Source organism: Streptomyces sp. NPDC086549 (assembly GCF_044746205.1).
Taxonomy (GTDB): Bacteria; Actinomycetota; Actinomycetes; order Streptomycetales; family Streptomycetaceae; genus Streptomyces.
In genome coordinates this window covers 202,570-218,692 of sequence record NZ_JBIVBS010000002.1, presented here as the reverse complement: position 1 = coordinate 218,692, position 16,123 = coordinate 202,570, and the positions used below count along the sequence as shown (strand labels likewise).

Here is a 16,123-nt window from a genome sequence, read left to right as displayed (position 1 = left end):
GGCGGTCCTGATCGGGTGTCCTGCGGACTGTGCGCGGACTGCTGTCCCGTCCGGGTGATACACGGCTGACACCGGACCCTCGGAGGGTCGGAGCCGGCATGTTTGCGGGGTGCGCCGATCGCCGGTGATTTCCAGAGCCTGCCGCGCTGGCAATCAGGATGAACCGGGATGATCGAGGCGCGAGAGACTAGCCTCGGGTCATGGTGACGCGCACCCGGCTGTATCACGACGGCACTCTCGTCCTGGAGGACTTTCCCGCCAGTGACGTGTCCGGGCTGCTCGCTGATCCGGCGTCGGTCCTGTGGCTGGACCTGTACCGGCCCGGGACCGCCGAATTCACCATGCTCGGCCAAGAGTTCGGCATCCACGAATTGGCTCTGGAGGATGCCGCACAGCATGGGCAGCGGCCGAAACTCGACCGCTATCGCACCCACGAGTTCCTCAGCGCCTATGCCGTGACCGTCAGCCAGGACGGTGCGGAACTGACGTACAGCGAGATCGCCGTACTCCTCACCAGCCAGGCCGTGATCACCGTCCGCAAGGACGATGGTTTCGACATCGAGAACGTCGTCGCCCGCTGGGACGAGAGCCCGGACCTGGCCGGCCACGGCGTCGGATTCCTGCTCCACGGCCTGCTCGACCATCTCGTGGACGGGCACTTCGCCGCGGTCCAGCAACTGGACGACAGTATCGAGGAGTTGGAGAGTCTGCTCTTCGCGGCCGGGCGCCGTGAGATCGAAGCTGTACAGCGCCGGGTTTTCGCGCTGCGCAAGTCGCTCGTCCAGTTGCGCCGCGTCGTGCTCCCGATGCGTGAGGTGGTCAACGGGCTCATGCGTCCCGGCCTGCACGTGATCGCCGACCCTCTCGTCCCGTACTACCAGGACGTCTACGACCACGTGCTGCGTGCCACCGAATGGACCGAATCACTGCGGGACCTGGTGGCCTCGGTCATGGAGACGAACCTCTCGGTCCAGGCCAATCGCATGAACCTGATCATGAAGAAGGTGACGAGCTGGGCCGCGATCATTGCGGTACCCACCGCGATCACCGGCTACTACGGCCAGAACCTCCCCTATCCCGGTTTCGGCCGCCAGTCCGGATTCATCACCTCCGCCGCCGTCATCGTGGCACTGTCCGCCCTGCTGTATGCGACGTTCAAGCGCAAGGACTGGCTCTGACCGGCCCGGTGTCGGGCACCGGCGACCAGGTTCCGAAGGCAGGGAAATACCTGGTCACCCCCGGCTTTTCGGGCCGGCGGGCGGAGTAGTGTGAAGAGACCGGGAGTTCTTCGCGTACCGGCTCCGCTGCGGGTGCCGTTTCCGGTGATCGGCAACGCCGGGCCGCACCCACGAGCCCGGGGACAGGTCCGCGCCATGCCCGTGACCATTGACCGTACGACATCGAGCAGGCGCGCGCCGTCGATGCCGGTTCGCCTGTCCCTGACGTCGGCGCCCGGCGGGCTGGACGGCACGTGGTGGCCTCGCTCCCGTGCCCTCACCCGTGAGCTGCCACCCTTGACGGCCGCACTGGGCGACCTCTGGGGTCGCATCACGCGTATCACGGTGAACCCGGCCTACTGGCCCGTCATCCCGAGTTGGGTGTCCGTCGCCGGGCGCACGGTGCATGTGGGCTGGACCACCGAGGAGCAGGATCCGCACAGACTGACCTTTTTCTCCACAGATGGCCGCCGGGACGTGCTGGTGATTCCGCCGGAAGGCGGTGCGGATGCCGCCGCGCAGCTGATGGCCGGCGACGGCATCGATGCCCCGGCCGGGGAGGAAGCAGCAGACAGGATCGATGCCCGAATCAGGGAAGAAGCGTGGGACACCGACGGCGGAGCAGATCGGCCGTCGTCCCTGCCCCGGCCCATCGGCTCGGCAGGGCCTTCGCCCGGCGGTCGGCGGAGGTGAGAGAACCATGACTGTCATCGCCGTGGCCGTGCTGCTCCTTCTGATCGCCGTCGGAGTCGTTCTGATCCACCGGCTCAACGGTCAGCACGACGAACGGATCGCTGCCTTCCACTACAGCGATGTTCTGCCGGGGATCGGGCGTCGGACCCGGAGGCGGCGTCGGTCGGCGGTGGACGCGACCGTTCCGACGCGCCCCACCGCGACAGCGACCGTGGATGACATCGACTTCGGCCCGACCGCGGGCGATAGAGGAAGGCACGTCATGGCGATATTGCGAGACCGGAAGACGTACCGCGAGAGGATCATGCAGGCTCTGTACCAAGCCGCCGAAGGCAATCGCCTCCTGGGCGTCGATGGGGCGAAGCTCCGCACCGACCTCGGTATCCCTGAGCAGGACATGGCCGCTGCCTGCATGTACCTGGCGGGCGAAGGGTGGGTCGTCGTGGACTGGGGGAGGGGCAACACGCCCGCGATGATCACGCTGACGCACCTGGGGATCCGGCAGATGGAGACAGAAGAGGAAGGGCGTGGCTGAGCCGCCGCGTCGTCTTCGGGCCGAAGTGAACCTTCGCAAGGATTGTTCGTGTCTGATTAATCCCTTTGGCGTAATGTGGAAAGCGGGTCGGCGCACGCTCACGTGCAATGACCCGGAAGGGCGGCTCCGGCGGGTATACGCCGGAGCCGTTGCCTGTTTCCGTAACCGCGCCCTGCGGCGAAGCGCTCGCGCGAGCGTCGTGCGGAGTACGGTGAGGTAGCAGGGGCGTATCGCGGTCGCACGCTCTGCGGTCGCACTGCTCTCTACGGACGGGCGGACACCATGGGCGACTCCGACACCCCCGACCTCCCCAGGCTCCTGCCGGACGCCGTCCACCGATCGGTGAAACCCGGGACGGCCCTGCTGAGGCTGGAGACGAAACACGCACGCGAGGGAATCCTGGACGGCGCATGGTGGCCGCGGTCCCGGGACATCGGTGCCGAGCTCCCCTCGCTGATCTCCGCGTTGACCGAGCACCTCGGACCTGTCACCCGGGTCGGTCTGGACGGCAGCGCCTGGGACGAACTGCCGACCCGGGTGATGGTCGACGACCGAGTCGTCCACATCGATTCCTTCCCGGTCGGTGACGACACCGTCCTCATCACCCGGGGCGACCGGGACCATTTCTCCCTGATGCTGGTCCCTCCGGACACGTCGCCCGACGCGGCACGCGCCGCGATGGCCAGGGCCGTACGGGCCGACAACGTCACCGAGGCCAAACAGATCCTGATCGATACGGGCAGCGACACGCCGGCTACGCCGGCCTGACACGTCCGTCGCAGATCGACTCCCTGTCGGCCTGGACGCTAGATGCGGGCGAACTTCTCCGTCTGCTGGGCGAATTCCTGGGCCATGGCGGCGCTGACCGTGGGCTTGGTGCCGCTGATCGTGTCCAGGTAGTCGTCCGTGGTGGGGGCGTTCCGGGTTCCGGTGTCGAAGGTGCGCTCGAACTGGGCCTGGGAGACGGTTCGCGCCGCGTGGGCGATGTCGGCGGGGGTGAATCCCTCGCTGGCGGACGCGAGTACCGCGCTGTCGGCCCGCGCGCCCGCTCGGGCCAGGTAGCTCTCCCACAGCGCGGTCCTGGCGGTGTGGTCGGGAGGGCCGATCGGCAGCACGTAGTCGAAGCGGCCGTGTCGCAGGAACGCGGAGTCGAGCGTGGTCACGTTGTTCGTGGCGCAGACGAGCAGCCGTCCGTCCTGGCTCCGGAACCGGACGATCGCCTTGAGCAGTTCGTTGACGACGCCGACAGCGGTCGCGTCCGCGCCGCCGCGTTCGCCGGCGATCTCCTCGACCTCGTCGATGAAGACGAGGACGTGGTCGAGCCGGGCGATCTCGTCGAAGCGCCGGTTCAGCCCGGTCGCCAGGCCGTACTCGGCGGCCAGACGGGCGGGGAACAGTTCGAGGAAGGGCCACCCCAGGCGGCTGGCGATCGCGTGCGCGAACGTGCTCTTGCCGGTCCCGGGCGGGCCGAACAGCATCACCGCCCGTGGCAGTTCCACTCCGTGCTGGGCGGCCAGTTCGGGATGGGCCAGCGGCAGGACCAGGCGCCGCTCGATGAGCTGCTTCTCCCGTTGCATGCCCGCGACCTTCTGCCACAGTCCCCCCGGCGGCAGCTCCGCTCCGAGCGAGGACAGCGTGCCGGCCGACTGCGGAGTCACCGGCCCGCGCTTTTCGAAGAAGACCAGCCCGGGGCGGGCGCCGAAGTCGCAGTTGCGCAGGGCGGTGGCACCGGTCTCGCCCTCGGGCAGGACGGCGTGCACTGCCCGGACGCCGACGGCGAAGAGCCGTTGCTCAAGGGCGGTGATCAGGGCACTGCCCAGCCCGCGCTGCCGCCAGCCGGGCGCCATGCAGATGCGCAGGATCCATGCCCGTTCGCCCTCCACCCTGCTCACCGCGGCGCCGATCAGCACGTTGTCGGCCGTGGCCACCACAGCCGGGTGGCGGGCCTGGAGAGCGGTCACGGCGTCCGAGAGCGGGAAGAGCGGCGGCTCCTCGGTCGTGCCGCTCTCCATGTCGACTCGGATCAGCGCTTCGAGATCGTCCTGGGTGTAGTCCCTGACCCGCCAACCCGTCATGATCAGCTCCGCGTGTTCGGCCGTATTTCCATCATCAGCCGATGCACCCAGGACGCGCGCGACAGGCGTCGGCCACGAGTCCGCCCTGGCGGCACGGATCGCTCGCCCGCACCACCACCGCGGTACGCGGTGATGATGCGGGCCGTAGTCGGGTCAGGCTGCGGTGCCGGGCGCGTTGCCGGCCGGGCTGAGGGACTTGTCGGTGCGGCCGGTGCCGGCCAGGGACGCCGCCGCGGCGGGTGCAGCGGCCGCGGTTTCCCGGGCGAGGAAGGAGCCGAGCTCGCCGATGGTGCTCATGAGGGGAGCGGGGAAGACGACGGTGGTGTTCTGGTCGACACCGATCTCCACCAAGCTCTGCAGATTGCGCAGTTGAAGCGCCAGCGGGTGGGCCATCATGGTGTCCGAGGCGTCGCCGAGCGCGGCTGCGGCCAGCGATTCGCCCTCCGCGTTGATGATCTTCGCTCGCTTCTCCCGCTCGGCCTCGGCCTGGCGGGCCATGGCGCGCTTCATGGTGTCGGGCAGCTGGATGTCCTTGAGCTCGACCAGCGTGACCTGCACGCCCCAGTCGACGGTGGTGACGTCGAGGATCTGGCGGATGTCCAGGTTGATGCGGTCCGTCTCCGACAGCGTCTCGTCGAGCGTGTGCCGGCCGACGACCTTCCGCAGGGTGGTCTGGGCGATCTGGTTGATCGCCGCGTTGACGTTCTCGACGGCGACGACCGACTTCACGGCGTCGACGACCCGGAAGTAGGCGACCGCCGACACGTCCACGCTCACGTTGTCCCGGGTGATGATGCCCTGGGACTGGATCGGCATGGTGACGACCCGCAGCGACACCCGGTGCAGGACGTCGACGAACGGGATGATGAACCGCAGCCCCGGGGAGCGTGTTCCGACGAGTCGGCCGAAGCGGAACAGGACTCCCTTCTCGTACTGCTTGACGACCCTCACGGAGAAGGCGAGGGTCAGGACGGCCAGGATGCCGATCACGACGATGGGAATGATCAGGGCTTGCATGCGCTGCTCCTCGGGACGAGGACCACGTGGGGCGGGGACCCGCCGGTCGAGACCCCTGCATGTGCCTGTGTCGGTTCGTGAGTCAGGGCCGAGACCCGTCGGTACGGGCCGCGCCGACGGTCGGTGCGTGGGGCCGGGGACATCGCCTCGTCACCCGTGGTGAGTGGTGCGGTCGCGGCGGCGGCGCGGTGGGAAGCGGCCGCGGCCCCCGTCGCGGTGGTCACGTCGTTCGCCGACGGTCGGCGACTTGGACAGTGGTGGTCCCGCGGGGGGTTGTGCCGCGTCGGTGCCGCGGCGCGGGCCGCCGGGCAGGGCGCGACTGTACCGGTGCACGGCGATCCTTTCCGCGTGCTCGATGTCGAGCCGATGGATCACGAATGCCGCCGCTGCGATGAGGGCCAGGAAGGCGCCGGTCGTCAGGAAGGTGTTCATGGCGGCTGTCTCACATGCCGATGATCAGGCGACTGACGCGACCGGTCTGTGCCAAAACGGCCGCAGAGGAGGGGCCGCCCTCGTACTTCCCTGCCTCGTCCGGTTCGAGTGGCCGGTCGGCGGCGGAGACGACGTGCCGGGTCTTGTCCGCGGCGATGAGAGCGCTTGCGGTCAGCGGCGGACCGTCGTAGTCGGACGCGGCCGCCATCAGGCGGGCCGCCGACTCCGCCCCGGTCTCGGGTGGGATGACCAGCAGATCCCACCGGCCGGTGCCGTAGGAGAGCAGCAGCAGCTTGTGCGGGTCGATCTCCGGGGTGAACCAGCCGACCTTGACGACATGACCGCCCACGGGAATCTCGTGCGGGATGACCGGCCAGCACTTCGGGTTGACGGCGATGCGGGTGATGCGGCCCCACAAGGGATCCAGCACTTCGGTCAGTGCGGGCAGCTCGCTCAGCAGATCCCGGGAGCGGGGCCACCAGGCACCGTCCAGGAGTCCACGGGACGTGCCGTCGGTCTTCAGCGCGAGACGCGCGGCCGGGGCTGCGACGGGCTCTTGGTGTGGCAGGGGTTGGTGCAAGGTCGCCGACATGATGCGGACCCGTCTCCGGGCCGCCTTCGCGGCGACCCGGGTTTCATCTCTCGCCGAGAACGACCCGGCGTGGAAGCCGGTGTGCGAAATGCCCTCGGTGTTGTCCACGGTACTCCGCACACGCCGGGGCGGTTGTGGAGGCGACGCCGCATTCGGTGAAGCGGCTGTCGATACCGGCGGGGGCGCGCTGCGGGTGCCGGGGCGTGTCGTACGCCGGTTGCCGGACCGGTCTCACGCCCGACGGCTCGCATGCCCTGGCCCAGCACTCCTTGGCTGTGTGACGCGATCGGTGAGCACCGTTCTGATCGTCCTCGGGGCCGTCGTGCTTGGACTCATCGGCGCGACAGCGGAGGGCCCCGGCCATCTGCTGATCATCGGCACCGTGCTCCTCGTGGCCGACATGGCCCTCGCCGCCGTGCGACTGTCCCGGCGCTCCCATAGGCGCCTCCTCCGCTGACTGCGGCGGCGGACGACCAGGGCCTCGTGTTCCGTTCAGCCCGTCGCTCCGCATCGGTCCGTCGGGGTTCGGCGAGGAGTACCGTGGTGATTACCGAGAGCATTTCGTACACCGGCTTCCAAGCCGACGTCGTCCTCGGCGATCCACGACAACCGGGCCGGCCGTGACCGGCCCGGGGTTGGGTCCGCGTCATGACCACGACCATTCCGTTCACGCCCGCAGTCGAAGACCGGGCCCTTTCTTCGGCACCGCTCCGACTCACGCTGGCGCCGGCCGGCGCCCCTCCGGCCCTGATCGATGGTGCCTGGTGGCCCCGTTCGCGCAACCTGACGGAGCAGCTCCCGGCGCTAGTCGAATGTCTCGACGCGCTGTGGGGGCGGATCACCCGGGTAGCGGTGAGCCGCACGTTCTGGCCGGTCATTCCAGGAAAAGTGCCCGCGCACGGTCACATGGTGCGCGTCGGCTGGTCCAACGCCGGGCAAGACCCGCACGAGCTGTCGCTGCTGTCCTACACCTTCGGCCGCTGGGAGCTGCTGGTGATTCCGCCGGAGACGGCCCCGGCCACTGCAGCCCGGCTCATGGTCACGGCCGCCGACCCGTCACGGAACCTCACGGCGAGCGGCCTGATGCATGAGGCGGAAAGCTTCCGGACCATGGCAGAGGACGAGGCCGACTCGGACTCGATGCGGGAGGCGGTCTGGGAATCCGAAAGCGGGCATGACGCCCGCCACCCGACCTCACGTACCCCCGTCGGAGCGGTCATTGACCACTTGCCGACGCCGGCAGAAGGAATGTGAAGGCATGGAGACCTTCGCGACAGTGATCCTGCTTCTGGCGATGATCGTCGTGGGCGTGCTCGTGGTTCAGCTGTTCACGACGCGCCACGACGATCGCATGGCGACCTTGCCCTCCGGCCATACCCGGCTGTGGCGGCTCCGGCCGTGGCACCGAACCGGGAAGTGAACTTCCTGCACAACCGGCTCAGCCTGCGCAACGGCTGAGCGGAAGGGGCTCCCGCACCAACCACTGCCTGCCATGAGGTGACCAGTCGGCCCTGCGCCTGGAACGCAGGCTGCTGAACCGGCCGTTCGCCTCTGTGCACGAGAGCACGATCGTGTACGAAAGCGCAGGAAGAGCCGGGAATCCGGCCCGTGCAGCGTTACCCGGCCGGTCTCCTGAACCGAGCCGCCATTTATGGCGGTTCGGCGGTCGCCTCACTCCAGGAGGGCGAGGTGGTCGGCGGCGCCCCCGCGCCATTCGATCAGGAAGAGGGTCGCGTCGTCGCTGGTGCGGCCGCCCCGTTGCAGCTTCAGAGCGTGGGAGAGTGCGCGCACCACCGCGCGTACTCCCTTCTCTGTGTGTTCGATGCGGTTGACCCAGTGGATGAGTTGCTCCTCGCCGAACTGCTCTTCACCGGCTTCGTGTTCCTCGATCAGGCCGTCGGTGAAGCACAGCACCCGGTCGCCGCGTTCGAGCATCTGCTCGCTGATCTGGGGCTCTTCACCGCCGAAGCCGACCGGCAGGGTGGTCGGGCCTGCCAGTTGCCGTACGACTTGGTGGTTGCGGATCAACAGCGGTGCGGGGTGGCCCGCGTTGACCCACTGCAGGTGGCCCGTTGCGATGTTCAGACGCATCATCTGCGCGGTGACGAAGTGGTCGGGCCCGAACTGCTCCGCGATGGCCCGGTCCATGAACGCGTAGATCTCGGACAGGCCGATGTCGGAACGTCTGGCGTGCCGGTAGGCCCCGACGGCGACGGTCGCCATCGTGGCGGCGTCCAGGCCGTGGCCCATCGCATCGACGATGGCCAGGTGCAGGATGTCCTCGTTGAGGGCGTAGTCGAAGCTGTCGCCTGCGACGCTGTAGGCGGGCTCCAGGATTCCGGCCACTGCTGCCTGCGGGACGGACATCGCCAGCGGCGGCAGCAGGGACCACTGGATCTCCGCGGCCACGCTCATCGGTTCGCGGCGCCGGGCGAGGAAGAACTGGTCGGTGTAGCTGTGCTTGGTGACCAGCATGTCGGCGACCAGACCGGCGAGCCTGCGCAGTAGCCGCCGGTCGTCGTCATCGACGGTGTCCAGGGTGAGGCCCATCACTCCTACCTGGTCGCTGCCGTCCAGCAGCGGTAGGTACATCCGGACGCCGGCGGGCTGCGGCACCTCGACAGTGGTCGCCTGCAGGAAGGCGGTGCCGGCGGGAGAGTCACCGATCGGCTCGGGCTCGCCGACCATCAGCCGCCGACCCGGCAGCGGCACCAGCACCAGCTGGCCGTAGTCCTGCAGCAGGATCGAGACGTCGCGGCCACCGACCCTGGCCACCTCTTCCGCGATCAGCGGGGCGATCAGCTGCGGCGGCATCTCGTGTGCCCGGTCCAGCAGCACCCCCAGCAGCCGCTCACCGAACCCTTCCGAACGGTCCGTCATGCCGTTGTCCGGCCGCCGCTCACCTTGTGCCATGGCCGCGCCCTTGCACCGGTGTCCTCAAAGTCTCGGTCACCATGTTCCTGCTGACCTCGTGCCGCGGATGCAGTGCCCGCCCCGACACGCTCGGGGCCGTCCGGCGGACATGGCCGATCCGCTCGGCCCCCTCACGTGATCCGTACACAGGGCTCCTGACACGACCGTGATCAACCCTTCCAGAGTGACGCGGCCGATCAACCCAAAGTGCCCATTACGCCAAACGTGGCATGTCGCACGTGATCAGGACAGATGGCTTTCAACCCCGTTGTGCACCAAATCCCCCACGGAGCGGCAGCGCACTTCGGGAGCTGTCCGAACGGCTCCAGCGCACGGCCCTCCTTGCGACCTCCCCTGCCGCCCACCCCCTGGAGCTGCCGACGTGACCGAACTGTCCGCCGCACACGACGCCGCCGTCACTGACCGGGGCCGCCTCGCCGGAAGCGCCTACAACAGCGGCAGGGATCTGGCCGCCCGTCAGTCGCTCTATCAGTGGCAGACGCCTCGTTACGATCTGCCCGGCATCGTCGCCGAGCAGCTGAGCGGCGTACGCGGGCGTGTGAAGGAGTGGCTGTTCACGATGGAGGAAGGCGAGCCCCTCAACTACCGTCGCTGGCGGACGGAGTGGAACTGCGCCCGCAGGACGCTCCAAGCGTCGGAGAGAGGCAGCCGGGCGCGAGGGTCGCAAGCCCGTCGAGCTGCCGCACATGGTGACCCACGACCTGGGCCACTTCTTCGCCTCGGCCCTCATTGCCGGCGGGGCGAGCGTCAAGCAGGTTCAGCTCGTTCTCGGCCACGTATCCGCCGTCATCACGCTGCGGATCTACGCCCACCTGTGGCCGGGCGAACAAGACCGCACCCGGACCGTCAGGGACGCCGTGTTCGGCGGTCTGCGGGCCGGGTGCGGGCAGGGAGACGCTGCGTGCAAGGGCGTTGCAGGTCAGAGGGTCTGATCGGAGATCAGGCCTTCTTGGTCTCCCAGAAGATCTTGTCGATCTGGGCGATGTAGTCCAGAGCCTTCTGGCCGGTCGCCGGGTCGGTGGACGCCTTGGCGGCCGAGAGGGCCTTCAGGGTGTCGTTGACCAGCTGGTGCAGCTCCGGGTACTTCTCGAAGTGCGGGGGCTTGAAGTAGTCGCTCCAGAGCACCGAGACGTGGTGCTTCGCGAGCTCGGCGCGCTGCTCCTTGATGACCGTGGCACGCGCCTGGAAGTGCGGGTCGTCGTTGGCGGCCATCTTCTCCTGGACGGCCTTCACCGACTCCGCCTCGATGCGGGCCTGGGCCGGGTCGTACACACCGCAGGGCAGGTCGCAGTGCGCGCTGACCTTGACCTTGGGGGCAAACAGGCGGGAAAGCATGGAGCATTCCTTCCTCGTGATCGTCTTCTCAGGTGGGACATTACTCCCTGGGAAGCGGGATTTCGCGAGTGCCCCCTAGGGCTTAGGACAAAAGTCCGGGGTGAAACTGGGACTGGTGGAGGAACGGACCGGGGAGGTGCCGGGGATGCCGGAGCTGTCGCAGGAGACCGAGCGTGGGAGGGCCGTCCCGCCTTTCGGGCTGGCCGAGGTGACCGGGCCGTCCATGGTGCCCACGCTCCAGCACGGGGACCTGCTCGTGGTGCAGTACGGGGCCAGGGTCAGGCCCGGTGACGTCGTCGTCCTGCGCCATCCGTTCCAGCAGGACCTGCTCGTCGTCAAGCGGGCCGCGGAACGGCGCGAGGGCGGCTGGTGGGTCCTCGGGGACAACGCGTACGCCGGAGGGGACAGCACCGACTACGGGACCGTGCCGGAGGACCTGATCCTCGGCCGGGTGCGGTTCCGGTTCCGGCCGCGCCGGGCCGATCAGCGCTCCCCGCTCGTGCTGGTGCGCTGGGCGCTGTCGGCCGCGAGGCCCGTCCTCTCCGACCGGTCGGCCTCCAGGCGCTTGCGGGCGCGGTAGGCGGCCACGTTGGCGCGTGTCGCGCAGCGGTCCGAGCAGTAGCGCCGGGAGCGGTTCGTCGACGTGTCCAGGTAGGCGTTGCGGCAGGGGCTCGCCTGGCAGAGGCCCAGGCGGTCCACGCCGTACTCCGTCAGGTGGAACGCGAGGCCCATCGCCGCGATCGCCGCGTACCCGGCGGTTGCGTTCGACGGGTGGTCGGCCAGGTGCATGTGCCACAGCGGGCGGCCGTCGTCGTCCCGGAAGTCGTGCCCGGAGATCTGCGGGCTCACCGGGAACTCCAGCAGGAGCGAGTTCAGCAGGTCCACCGCGAGCGTCTCGTCGCCCTTGTCGGCGGCCTCGAAGACCGCGCGCAGCCGGGCCCGTACGGAGCGGAAGCGCGTGACGTCGGCTTCGGTGGCGCGACGGGCCGCCGACTGGTTGACGCCGAACAGATTGCGGACGGCCTCGACCGAGGTCAGGGAGTCCTTGCCGCGGACCGGTTCCTCGCTGTTGACCAGACGTACGGCGTAGTCCGAGTAATAGGCCAGTTCCACTTGTAGTCCTTACAGAGGCGCTCTATGGTCGTGGGTGCGGTCGGGGTAACAGCCGGTCGTGCTAACAGGGTATTACGGGACCTACGGGCGGAGGGGTTCGATGACGGACGCGCACACGGCGACGACCGGTGCCGACTGGGCGGCCTGGCAGGAGAGCTGGGACCGTCAGCAGGAGTGGTACATGCCGGACCGCGAGGAGCGGTTCCGGATCATGCTCGACATGGTCGAGGCCCTGGTCGGCCCCGCACCCCGCGTGCTCGACCTGGCCTGCGGCACCGGCAGCATCACGGCCCGCCTGCTCCGGAGGTTCCCGCGGGCCACCAGCACCGGCGTCGACCTCGACCCGGCCCTCCTCGCCATCGCCGAGGGCACCTTCGCGGGCGACGAGCGGGTCGCCCTCGTGACCGCCGACCTCACGGACCCGGACTGGCCCGCGAAGCTGCCGTACGACTCGTACGACGCCGTACTGAGTGCCACGGCCCTGCACTGGCTGCACAGCGAACCCCTCGCGGCCCTCTACGGTCAGGTCGCGGGACTTGTCCGCGACGGCGGTGTCTTCATGAACGCGGACCACATGATCGACGAGACCACTCCCCGGATCAACGCGGCCGAGCGCGCCCGGCGCCACGCCCACATGGATCAGGCCAAGCGGGACGGCGCCCTCGACTGGGCCGAGTGGTGGCAGCTGGCCGCCAAGGACCCGGTCCTCGCCGGGCCGACCGCCCGCCGCTTCGAGATCTACGGCGAACACGCCGACGGCGACATGCCCTCGGCCGCCGCGCACGCGCGCATGCTCCGCGAGAAGGGCTTCGCGGAGGCCCGGCCGGTGTGGTGCTCGCCGTCGGACACGCTGCTCCTCGCGCTCAAGTAGGCCCGCGGGCGACGAAACACCCGTTCATGCGGAAGGGGCGGTACGAGGATCTCGTACCGCCCCTCAGCGCCGCTCTGCGGCGCCGTGGACGCGTGTCTACAGCACCTTCGACAGGAAGGACTTCGTCCGGTCGTGCTGCGGGTTCGTCAGGACGTCGCGCGGGTGGCCGGACTCGACCACCACGCCGTCGTCCATGAACACCAGCGAGTCACCGACCTCACGCGCGAAGCCCATCTCGTGCGTGACGACGATCATCGTCATACCGTCCTCGGCCAGGTCCCGCATCACGTCGAGGACCTCGCCGACGAGCTCCGGGTCGAGAGCCGAGGTCGGCTCGTCGAAGAGCATCAGCTTCGGCTGCATCGCCAGCGCGCGGGCGATGGCCACGCGCTGCTGCTGACCGCCGGAGAGCTGCGACGGGTAGTGACCCTTGCGGTCGCCGAGACCCACCCGGTCGAGCAGGCGCTCCGCGCGCTCCCGGGCGACCGCCTTGGACTCGCGCTTGACCTGGACCGGCGCCTCCATGACGTTCTCCAGCGCCGTCATGTGCGGGAAGAGGTTGAAGCGCTGGAACACCATGCCGATGTCCCGCCGCTGCGCCGCGACCTCCCTCTCCTTCAGCTCGTAGAGCTTGTCGCCCTTCTGCCGGTAGCCGACCAGGTCGCCGTCGACGTACAGCCGGCCGGCGCTGATCTTCTCCAGGTGGTTGATGCAGCGCAGGAAGGTGGACTTGCCGGAACCGGACGGGCCGATCAGGCAGAACACCTCGCGCGGGTTCACCACGAGGTCGATGCCCTTGAGGATGTGCGCATGTCCGAAGGACTTGTGCACGCCCTCGGCCTTGACCATCGGCGCGCCGCTGCTCGGCGGCGTGCTGTCCTTGATGAGACCGGTCATCGGGCCACCTCCGGGCGGCGGAACGAACCGAACATTCGGAGGTTCTTCTTCAGACGCTGGAGCGGGGTCGGCGGCAGGTTGCGCGTCGAACCGCGGGCGTAATGGCGTTCGATGTAGTACTGGACGATGCTGAAGATCGTGGTCAGGAACAGGTACCAGATACAGGCTACGAAGTACATCTCGACGACCGCCAGCGAGGTGCTGGAGATGTCCGTGGCCTTCTTGATGATCTCCGGCAGCTGGACCGCGTAGGCCAGCGACGAGGTCTTCAGCATGTTGATGAACTCGTTGCCGGTCGGCGGGATGATGACCCGCATGGCCTGCGGGAGGATCACCCGGCGCAGCGTCTGGCCCTGGGTCATGCCCAGCGCGTGCGACGCCTCCGTCTGCCCCTCGTCGACCGACTGGATACCGGCGCGGACGATCTCCGACATGTACGCGGCCTCGTTCAGGCCGAGTCCCAGCAGGGCCGTGAGGACCGGCGTCATGACCTGGTTCATCTCGTCCTTGTAGAACCCCAGGTTCAGGATGGGGAAGACGAGCGAGATGTTGTACCAGAGCAGCAGCTGGACCAGGACCGGGGTGCCGCGGAAGAACCAGATGTAGAACCAGGCCACGGTGCTGGTGACCGGGTTCGACGACAGCCGCATCACGGCGAGGACCACGCCGAGGGCGACGCCGAGCACCATGGCCAGCACGGAGATGTACAGCGTGGTCCAGGCGCCGGAGACGATGCCCGGATCGAAGACGTAGTCCGGGATGATGCTGTAGTTGATGTTCGCGTTGGAGAACGCGACCCCGATCATCACCACGAGGGCGATGACCACCACGCCGGACACCCAGCGGCCGTAGTGCCGTACCGGAATGGCCTTGATCTGCTCCGGCGGCAGCGACGGCGCCGGAACCTTGTCGACGGTGTCAGTCACAGTGACAGCCCTTCAGTGTTGCCCGAGGCTGTTCAGGAGCCGCCGTTGGTCTTCGACTCGGTGACGGCGCCCTGCGTGACGTTCCACTTCTGCAGGATCTTGGTGTAGTCGCCGTTCTTGATGATCGCTTCCATGGCGGCCTGGAGGGCGTCCCGCAGCTGGGTGTTCTCCTTGCCGACCGCGATGCCGTAGGGACCCGCCTCGATCTGGTCACCGACGACCTCGAAGTCCTTGCCGCCGCCGGAGGTCTTGGCGTTGTAGGCCGCCACCGGGAAGTCGTTCAGGTCGGCGACGGACGCGCCCTGCTTCAGACGGAGCAGCGCCTCGGGGTCGGTGTCGAAGGTCTGCAGGTCGATGGCCTTCTTGCCGTCCTTGGTGCACTTCTTGCTCTGCGCCTTGGCGATGCCCTCGGACGTGGTGCCCTTCTGCAGGGCCACGACCTTGCCGCAGAGGTCGTCGAGCGACTTGATGCCCTTCGGGTTGCCCTTCTGGACCAGGATCGAGGTGCCGGCGGTGAAGTAGTCGACGAAGTCGACGCCGCTGCCGACCTTCTTGCCGGTGTCGGAGTCGATACCGTTCTGGCGGTCCTTGGTGTCGTTCATCGCCGACATGAGCACCTGGAACCGCTTGGCCTGCAGGCCCACGATCAGGTTGTCGAACTTGCCGTTCTGGAACTCGAACTTCACGCCCAGCTGCTTGCCCAGGGCGTCCGCGATGTCCGGGTCGATGCCGACGGCCTTGCCGCCCTCCATGTACTCGACCGGCGGGTAGGCGATGTCGGAGCCCACCTTGATGACACCGGCCTTCTTGATGTCCGCGGGGAGCTTGTCGGCGAGCGGCGCGGAGGCCGTCGACGAGGTGGTGGAGCCGCCGTCGTTGCCCTTGTCCGTCTGGTCACCGCAGCCCGTGAGGATCAGGGCGCCTGCGACCGCGATCGCACCGACCGCTGCAATCCGGGTGCGGGCGGTCGTACGACGGGTGGAGCTTGCGGTCATGGTGATTCCTCCGGCGAAAGGGGTGGAGATGTGCCGTTAGGTCGACGAGAACACACACCTTCGGGTGTCGCGACCTCGTGGGTTTACGGCATCTTGCCATTCGGTCCGCGCGATTCAGTGGGCTCCATATGTCAAAATCGGATAACGGGCGACCCCCGAACCGCGTCAGGTCGGCGCACCAAGCCGGACCGTCTGCGGAAATCCCTGGTCCCGGCCGAAATTTTTCCGGTGCATCTCACCATCTGGTCGGTGCTTGCCGGACGTTCGCCGTCGTGCACGGGTCGCTCCATCTCGCCTCGACGTCGCCTTGTTGTCATCAGGACGTGACCTTCTGGTCCTGTGATGTGACGTTGCACCTAATGGACTCGTCGTCGGCCCGTCCGTGGGGTAGGAAGGTTCTTTACACCCCTCATCCGGGGCTCAGGGCGCGTGTGCGGCGCGCCCGTCGTGTACGGCCCGTACGTATCAGGCAATCGGGTCGTATGCGGTCC

General features: G+C 68.3%; 19 protein-coding genes and 1 pseudogene. 10 read left to right on the top strand and 10 right to left on the bottom strand.

Translation table 11 applies throughout. The features are described 5' to 3' along the window. Positions 1-200 precede the first annotated feature (200 nt). The 4 genes from ACIPSA_RS07650 (at position 201) to ACIPSA_RS07635 (ending at position 3,213) form a co-directional block, all read left to right on the top strand. Entirely contained in the window at positions 201-1,178 is a 978-nt protein-coding gene (locus tag ACIPSA_RS07650) for a magnesium transporter CorA family protein (protein WP_402630027.1), read from the top strand. Positions 1,179-1,373: 195 nt separating this feature from the next. Continuing rightward, complete coding sequence (locus ACIPSA_RS07645; RefSeq protein ID WP_402631678.1) at positions 1,374-1,910, top strand: DUF5994 family protein; 537 nt, start codon at positions 1,374-1,376, stop codon at positions 1,908-1,910. A gap of 7 nt (positions 1,911-1,917) precedes the next feature. Continuing rightward, the gene (locus ACIPSA_RS07640) at positions 1,918-2,445 is read left to right on the top strand and encodes a hypothetical protein (RefSeq protein WP_402630024.1); all 528 of its coding nucleotides are present in this window, start codon (positions 1,918-1,920) and stop codon (positions 2,443-2,445) included. Between the two features lie 282 nt (positions 2,446-2,727). Beyond that, positions 2,728-3,213 (top strand): DUF5994 family protein, encoded by a 486-nt coding sequence (locus ACIPSA_RS07635; protein WP_402630021.1) that lies wholly within the window; start codon positions 2,728-2,730, stop codon positions 3,211-3,213. Positions 3,214-3,251: 38 nt separating this feature from the next. Here ACIPSA_RS07635 and ACIPSA_RS07630 read toward each other — a convergent pair whose 3' ends face one another. From ACIPSA_RS07630 to ACIPSA_RS07615, 4 genes are all read right to left on the bottom strand, one after another. Further along, a complete protein-coding gene (locus tag ACIPSA_RS07630; protein ID WP_402630018.1) occupies positions 3,252-4,520 on the bottom strand; it encodes an ATP-binding protein in 1,269 nt (422 codons plus the stop codon). 153 nt (positions 4,521-4,673) lie between these two features. Next, positions 4,674-5,537, bottom strand: a complete 864-nt coding sequence (locus tag ACIPSA_RS07625) for a slipin family protein (RefSeq protein ID WP_402630015.1) — start codon at positions 5,535-5,537, stop codon at positions 4,674-4,676. A gap of 150 nt (positions 5,538-5,687) precedes the next feature. Then, entirely contained in the window at positions 5,688-5,969 is a 282-nt protein-coding gene (locus tag ACIPSA_RS07620; protein WP_402630012.1) for a hypothetical protein, read from the bottom strand. Positions 5,970-5,979: 10 nt separating this feature from the next. Then, positions 5,980-6,669: a DUF5994 family protein gene (locus ACIPSA_RS07615; protein WP_402630009.1), complete on the bottom strand. Its 690-nt coding sequence runs from the start codon at positions 6,667-6,669 to the stop codon at positions 5,980-5,982. Between the two features lie 181 nt (positions 6,670-6,850). Between ACIPSA_RS07615 and ACIPSA_RS07610 the strand changes: the two genes are divergently transcribed. The 3 genes from ACIPSA_RS07610 (at position 6,851) to ACIPSA_RS07600 (ending at position 7,981) form a co-directional block, all read left to right on the top strand. Then, positions 6,851-7,018: a hypothetical protein gene (locus ACIPSA_RS07610; RefSeq protein WP_402630006.1), complete on the top strand. Its 168-nt coding sequence runs from the start codon at positions 6,851-6,853 to the stop codon at positions 7,016-7,018. Positions 7,019-7,209: 191 nt separating this feature from the next. Next, entirely contained in the window at positions 7,210-7,815 is a 606-nt protein-coding gene (locus tag ACIPSA_RS07605; protein ID WP_402630003.1) for a DUF5994 family protein, read from the top strand. Between the two features lie 4 nt (positions 7,816-7,819). Beyond that, positions 7,820-7,981, top strand: coding sequence for a hypothetical protein (locus ACIPSA_RS07600; RefSeq protein WP_402630000.1), 162 nt, complete (start codon positions 7,820-7,822; stop codon positions 7,979-7,981). 251 nt (positions 7,982-8,232) lie between these two features. On the opposite strand, the gene ACIPSA_RS07595 is transcribed toward ACIPSA_RS07600, so the two are convergent. Then, complete coding sequence (locus tag ACIPSA_RS07595; protein ID WP_402629997.1) at positions 8,233-9,474, bottom strand: PP2C family protein-serine/threonine phosphatase; 1,242 nt, start codon at positions 9,472-9,474, stop codon at positions 8,233-8,235. A 562-nt stretch (positions 9,475-10,036) separates the two neighbouring features. Here ACIPSA_RS07595 and ACIPSA_RS07590 point away from each other — a divergent pair. After that, positions 10,037-10,427 (top strand): annotated as a pseudogene (locus tag ACIPSA_RS07590) (tyrosine-type recombinase/integrase); the annotation flags it as partial. Positions 10,428-10,434: 7 nt separating this feature from the next. On the opposite strand, the gene sodN reads toward ACIPSA_RS07590, so the two are convergent. Further along, positions 10,435-10,830: a superoxide dismutase, Ni gene (gene sodN / locus ACIPSA_RS07585; protein WP_020136639.1), complete on the bottom strand. Its 396-nt coding sequence runs from the start codon at positions 10,828-10,830 to the stop codon at positions 10,435-10,437. Between the two features lie 145 nt (positions 10,831-10,975). Between sodN and sodX the strand changes: the two genes are divergently transcribed. Further along, positions 10,976-11,410 carry a nickel-type superoxide dismutase maturation protease gene (gene sodX, locus ACIPSA_RS07580; RefSeq protein ID WP_402631675.1) on the top strand — a complete coding sequence of 145 codons (435 nt, stop codon included), beginning with the start codon at positions 10,976-10,978 and terminating at the stop codon, positions 11,408-11,410. On the opposite strand, the gene ACIPSA_RS07575 is transcribed toward sodX, so the two are convergent. Next, positions 11,314-11,943 (bottom strand): CGNR zinc finger domain-containing protein, encoded by a 630-nt coding sequence (locus ACIPSA_RS07575; protein WP_402629994.1) that lies wholly within the window; start codon positions 11,941-11,943, stop codon positions 11,314-11,316. The genes sodX and ACIPSA_RS07575 overlap by 97 nt on opposite strands. A gap of 100 nt (positions 11,944-12,043) precedes the next feature. Here ACIPSA_RS07575 and ACIPSA_RS07570 point away from each other — a divergent pair, with 100 nt between their 5' ends. After that, complete coding sequence (locus ACIPSA_RS07570) at positions 12,044-12,814, top strand: class I SAM-dependent methyltransferase (RefSeq protein ID WP_402629991.1); 771 nt, start codon at positions 12,044-12,046, stop codon at positions 12,812-12,814. Positions 12,815-12,910: 96 nt separating this feature from the next. Here the strand turns inward: ACIPSA_RS07570 and ACIPSA_RS07565 are convergent, their stop codons facing one another. From ACIPSA_RS07565 to ACIPSA_RS07555, 3 genes are read right to left on the bottom strand one after another with little or no spacing between them, the layout of a single operon-like run. Beyond that, positions 12,911-13,711 carry an amino acid ABC transporter ATP-binding protein gene (locus ACIPSA_RS07565; protein ID WP_402629988.1) on the bottom strand — a complete coding sequence of 267 codons (801 nt, stop codon included), beginning with the start codon at positions 13,709-13,711 and terminating at the stop codon, positions 12,911-12,913. Continuing rightward, positions 13,708-14,637, bottom strand: coding sequence for an amino acid ABC transporter permease (locus tag ACIPSA_RS07560; protein WP_402629985.1), 930 nt, complete (start codon positions 14,635-14,637; stop codon positions 13,708-13,710). Before ACIPSA_RS07560 ends, ACIPSA_RS07565 begins: the two co-directional genes overlap by 4 nt. A gap of 32 nt (positions 14,638-14,669) precedes the next feature. After that, complete coding sequence (locus tag ACIPSA_RS07555; RefSeq protein ID WP_402629982.1) at positions 14,670-15,632, bottom strand: ABC transporter substrate-binding protein; 963 nt, start codon at positions 15,630-15,632, stop codon at positions 14,670-14,672. Between the last annotated feature and the right edge of the window lie 491 nt (positions 15,633-16,123).

What these genes read in the sequence shown, in the direction of transcription:
- ACIPSA_RS07555 (WP_402629982.1), bottom strand. Translation starts at nt 15,632, where the DNA reads ATGACCGCAAGCTCCACCCGTCGTACGACCGCCCGCACCCGGATTGCA.
- ACIPSA_RS07650 (WP_402630027.1), top strand. Translation starts at nt 201, where the DNA reads ATGGTGACGCGCACCCGGCTGTATCACGACGGCACTCTCGTCCTGGAG.
- ACIPSA_RS07565 (WP_402629988.1), bottom strand. Translation starts at nt 13,711, where the DNA reads ATGACCGGTCTCATCAAGGACAGCACGCCGCCGAGCAGCGGCGCGCCG.
- ACIPSA_RS07640 (WP_402630024.1), top strand. Translation starts at nt 1,918, where the DNA reads ATGACTGTCATCGCCGTGGCCGTGCTGCTCCTTCTGATCGCCGTCGGA.
- ACIPSA_RS07635 (WP_402630021.1), top strand. Translation starts at nt 2,728, where the DNA reads ATGGGCGACTCCGACACCCCCGACCTCCCCAGGCTCCTGCCGGACGCC.
- ACIPSA_RS07630 (WP_402630018.1), bottom strand. Translation starts at nt 4,520, where the DNA reads ATGACGGGTTGGCGGGTCAGGGACTACACCCAGGACGATCTCGAAGCG.
- ACIPSA_RS07605 (WP_402630003.1), top strand. Translation starts at nt 7,210, where the DNA reads ATGACCACGACCATTCCGTTCACGCCCGCAGTCGAAGACCGGGCCCTT.
- ACIPSA_RS07570 (WP_402629991.1), top strand. Translation starts at nt 12,044, where the DNA reads ATGACGGACGCGCACACGGCGACGACCGGTGCCGACTGGGCGGCCTGG.
- ACIPSA_RS07595 (WP_402629997.1), bottom strand. Translation starts at nt 9,474, where the DNA reads ATGGCACAAGGTGAGCGGCGGCCGGACAACGGCATGACGGACCGTTCG.
- sodX (WP_402631675.1), top strand. Translation starts at nt 10,976, where the DNA reads ATGCCGGAGCTGTCGCAGGAGACCGAGCGTGGGAGGGCCGTCCCGCCT.
- ACIPSA_RS07645 (WP_402631678.1), top strand. Translation starts at nt 1,374, where the DNA reads ATGCCCGTGACCATTGACCGTACGACATCGAGCAGGCGCGCGCCGTCG.
- ACIPSA_RS07600 (WP_402630000.1), top strand. Translation starts at nt 7,820, where the DNA reads ATGGAGACCTTCGCGACAGTGATCCTGCTTCTGGCGATGATCGTCGTG.
- sodN (WP_020136639.1), bottom strand. Translation starts at nt 10,830, where the DNA reads ATGCTTTCCCGCCTGTTTGCCCCCAAGGTCAAGGTCAGCGCGCACTGC.
- ACIPSA_RS07620 (WP_402630012.1), bottom strand. Translation starts at nt 5,969, where the DNA reads ATGAACACCTTCCTGACGACCGGCGCCTTCCTGGCCCTCATCGCAGCG.
- ACIPSA_RS07625 (WP_402630015.1), bottom strand. Translation starts at nt 5,537, where the DNA reads ATGCAAGCCCTGATCATTCCCATCGTCGTGATCGGCATCCTGGCCGTC.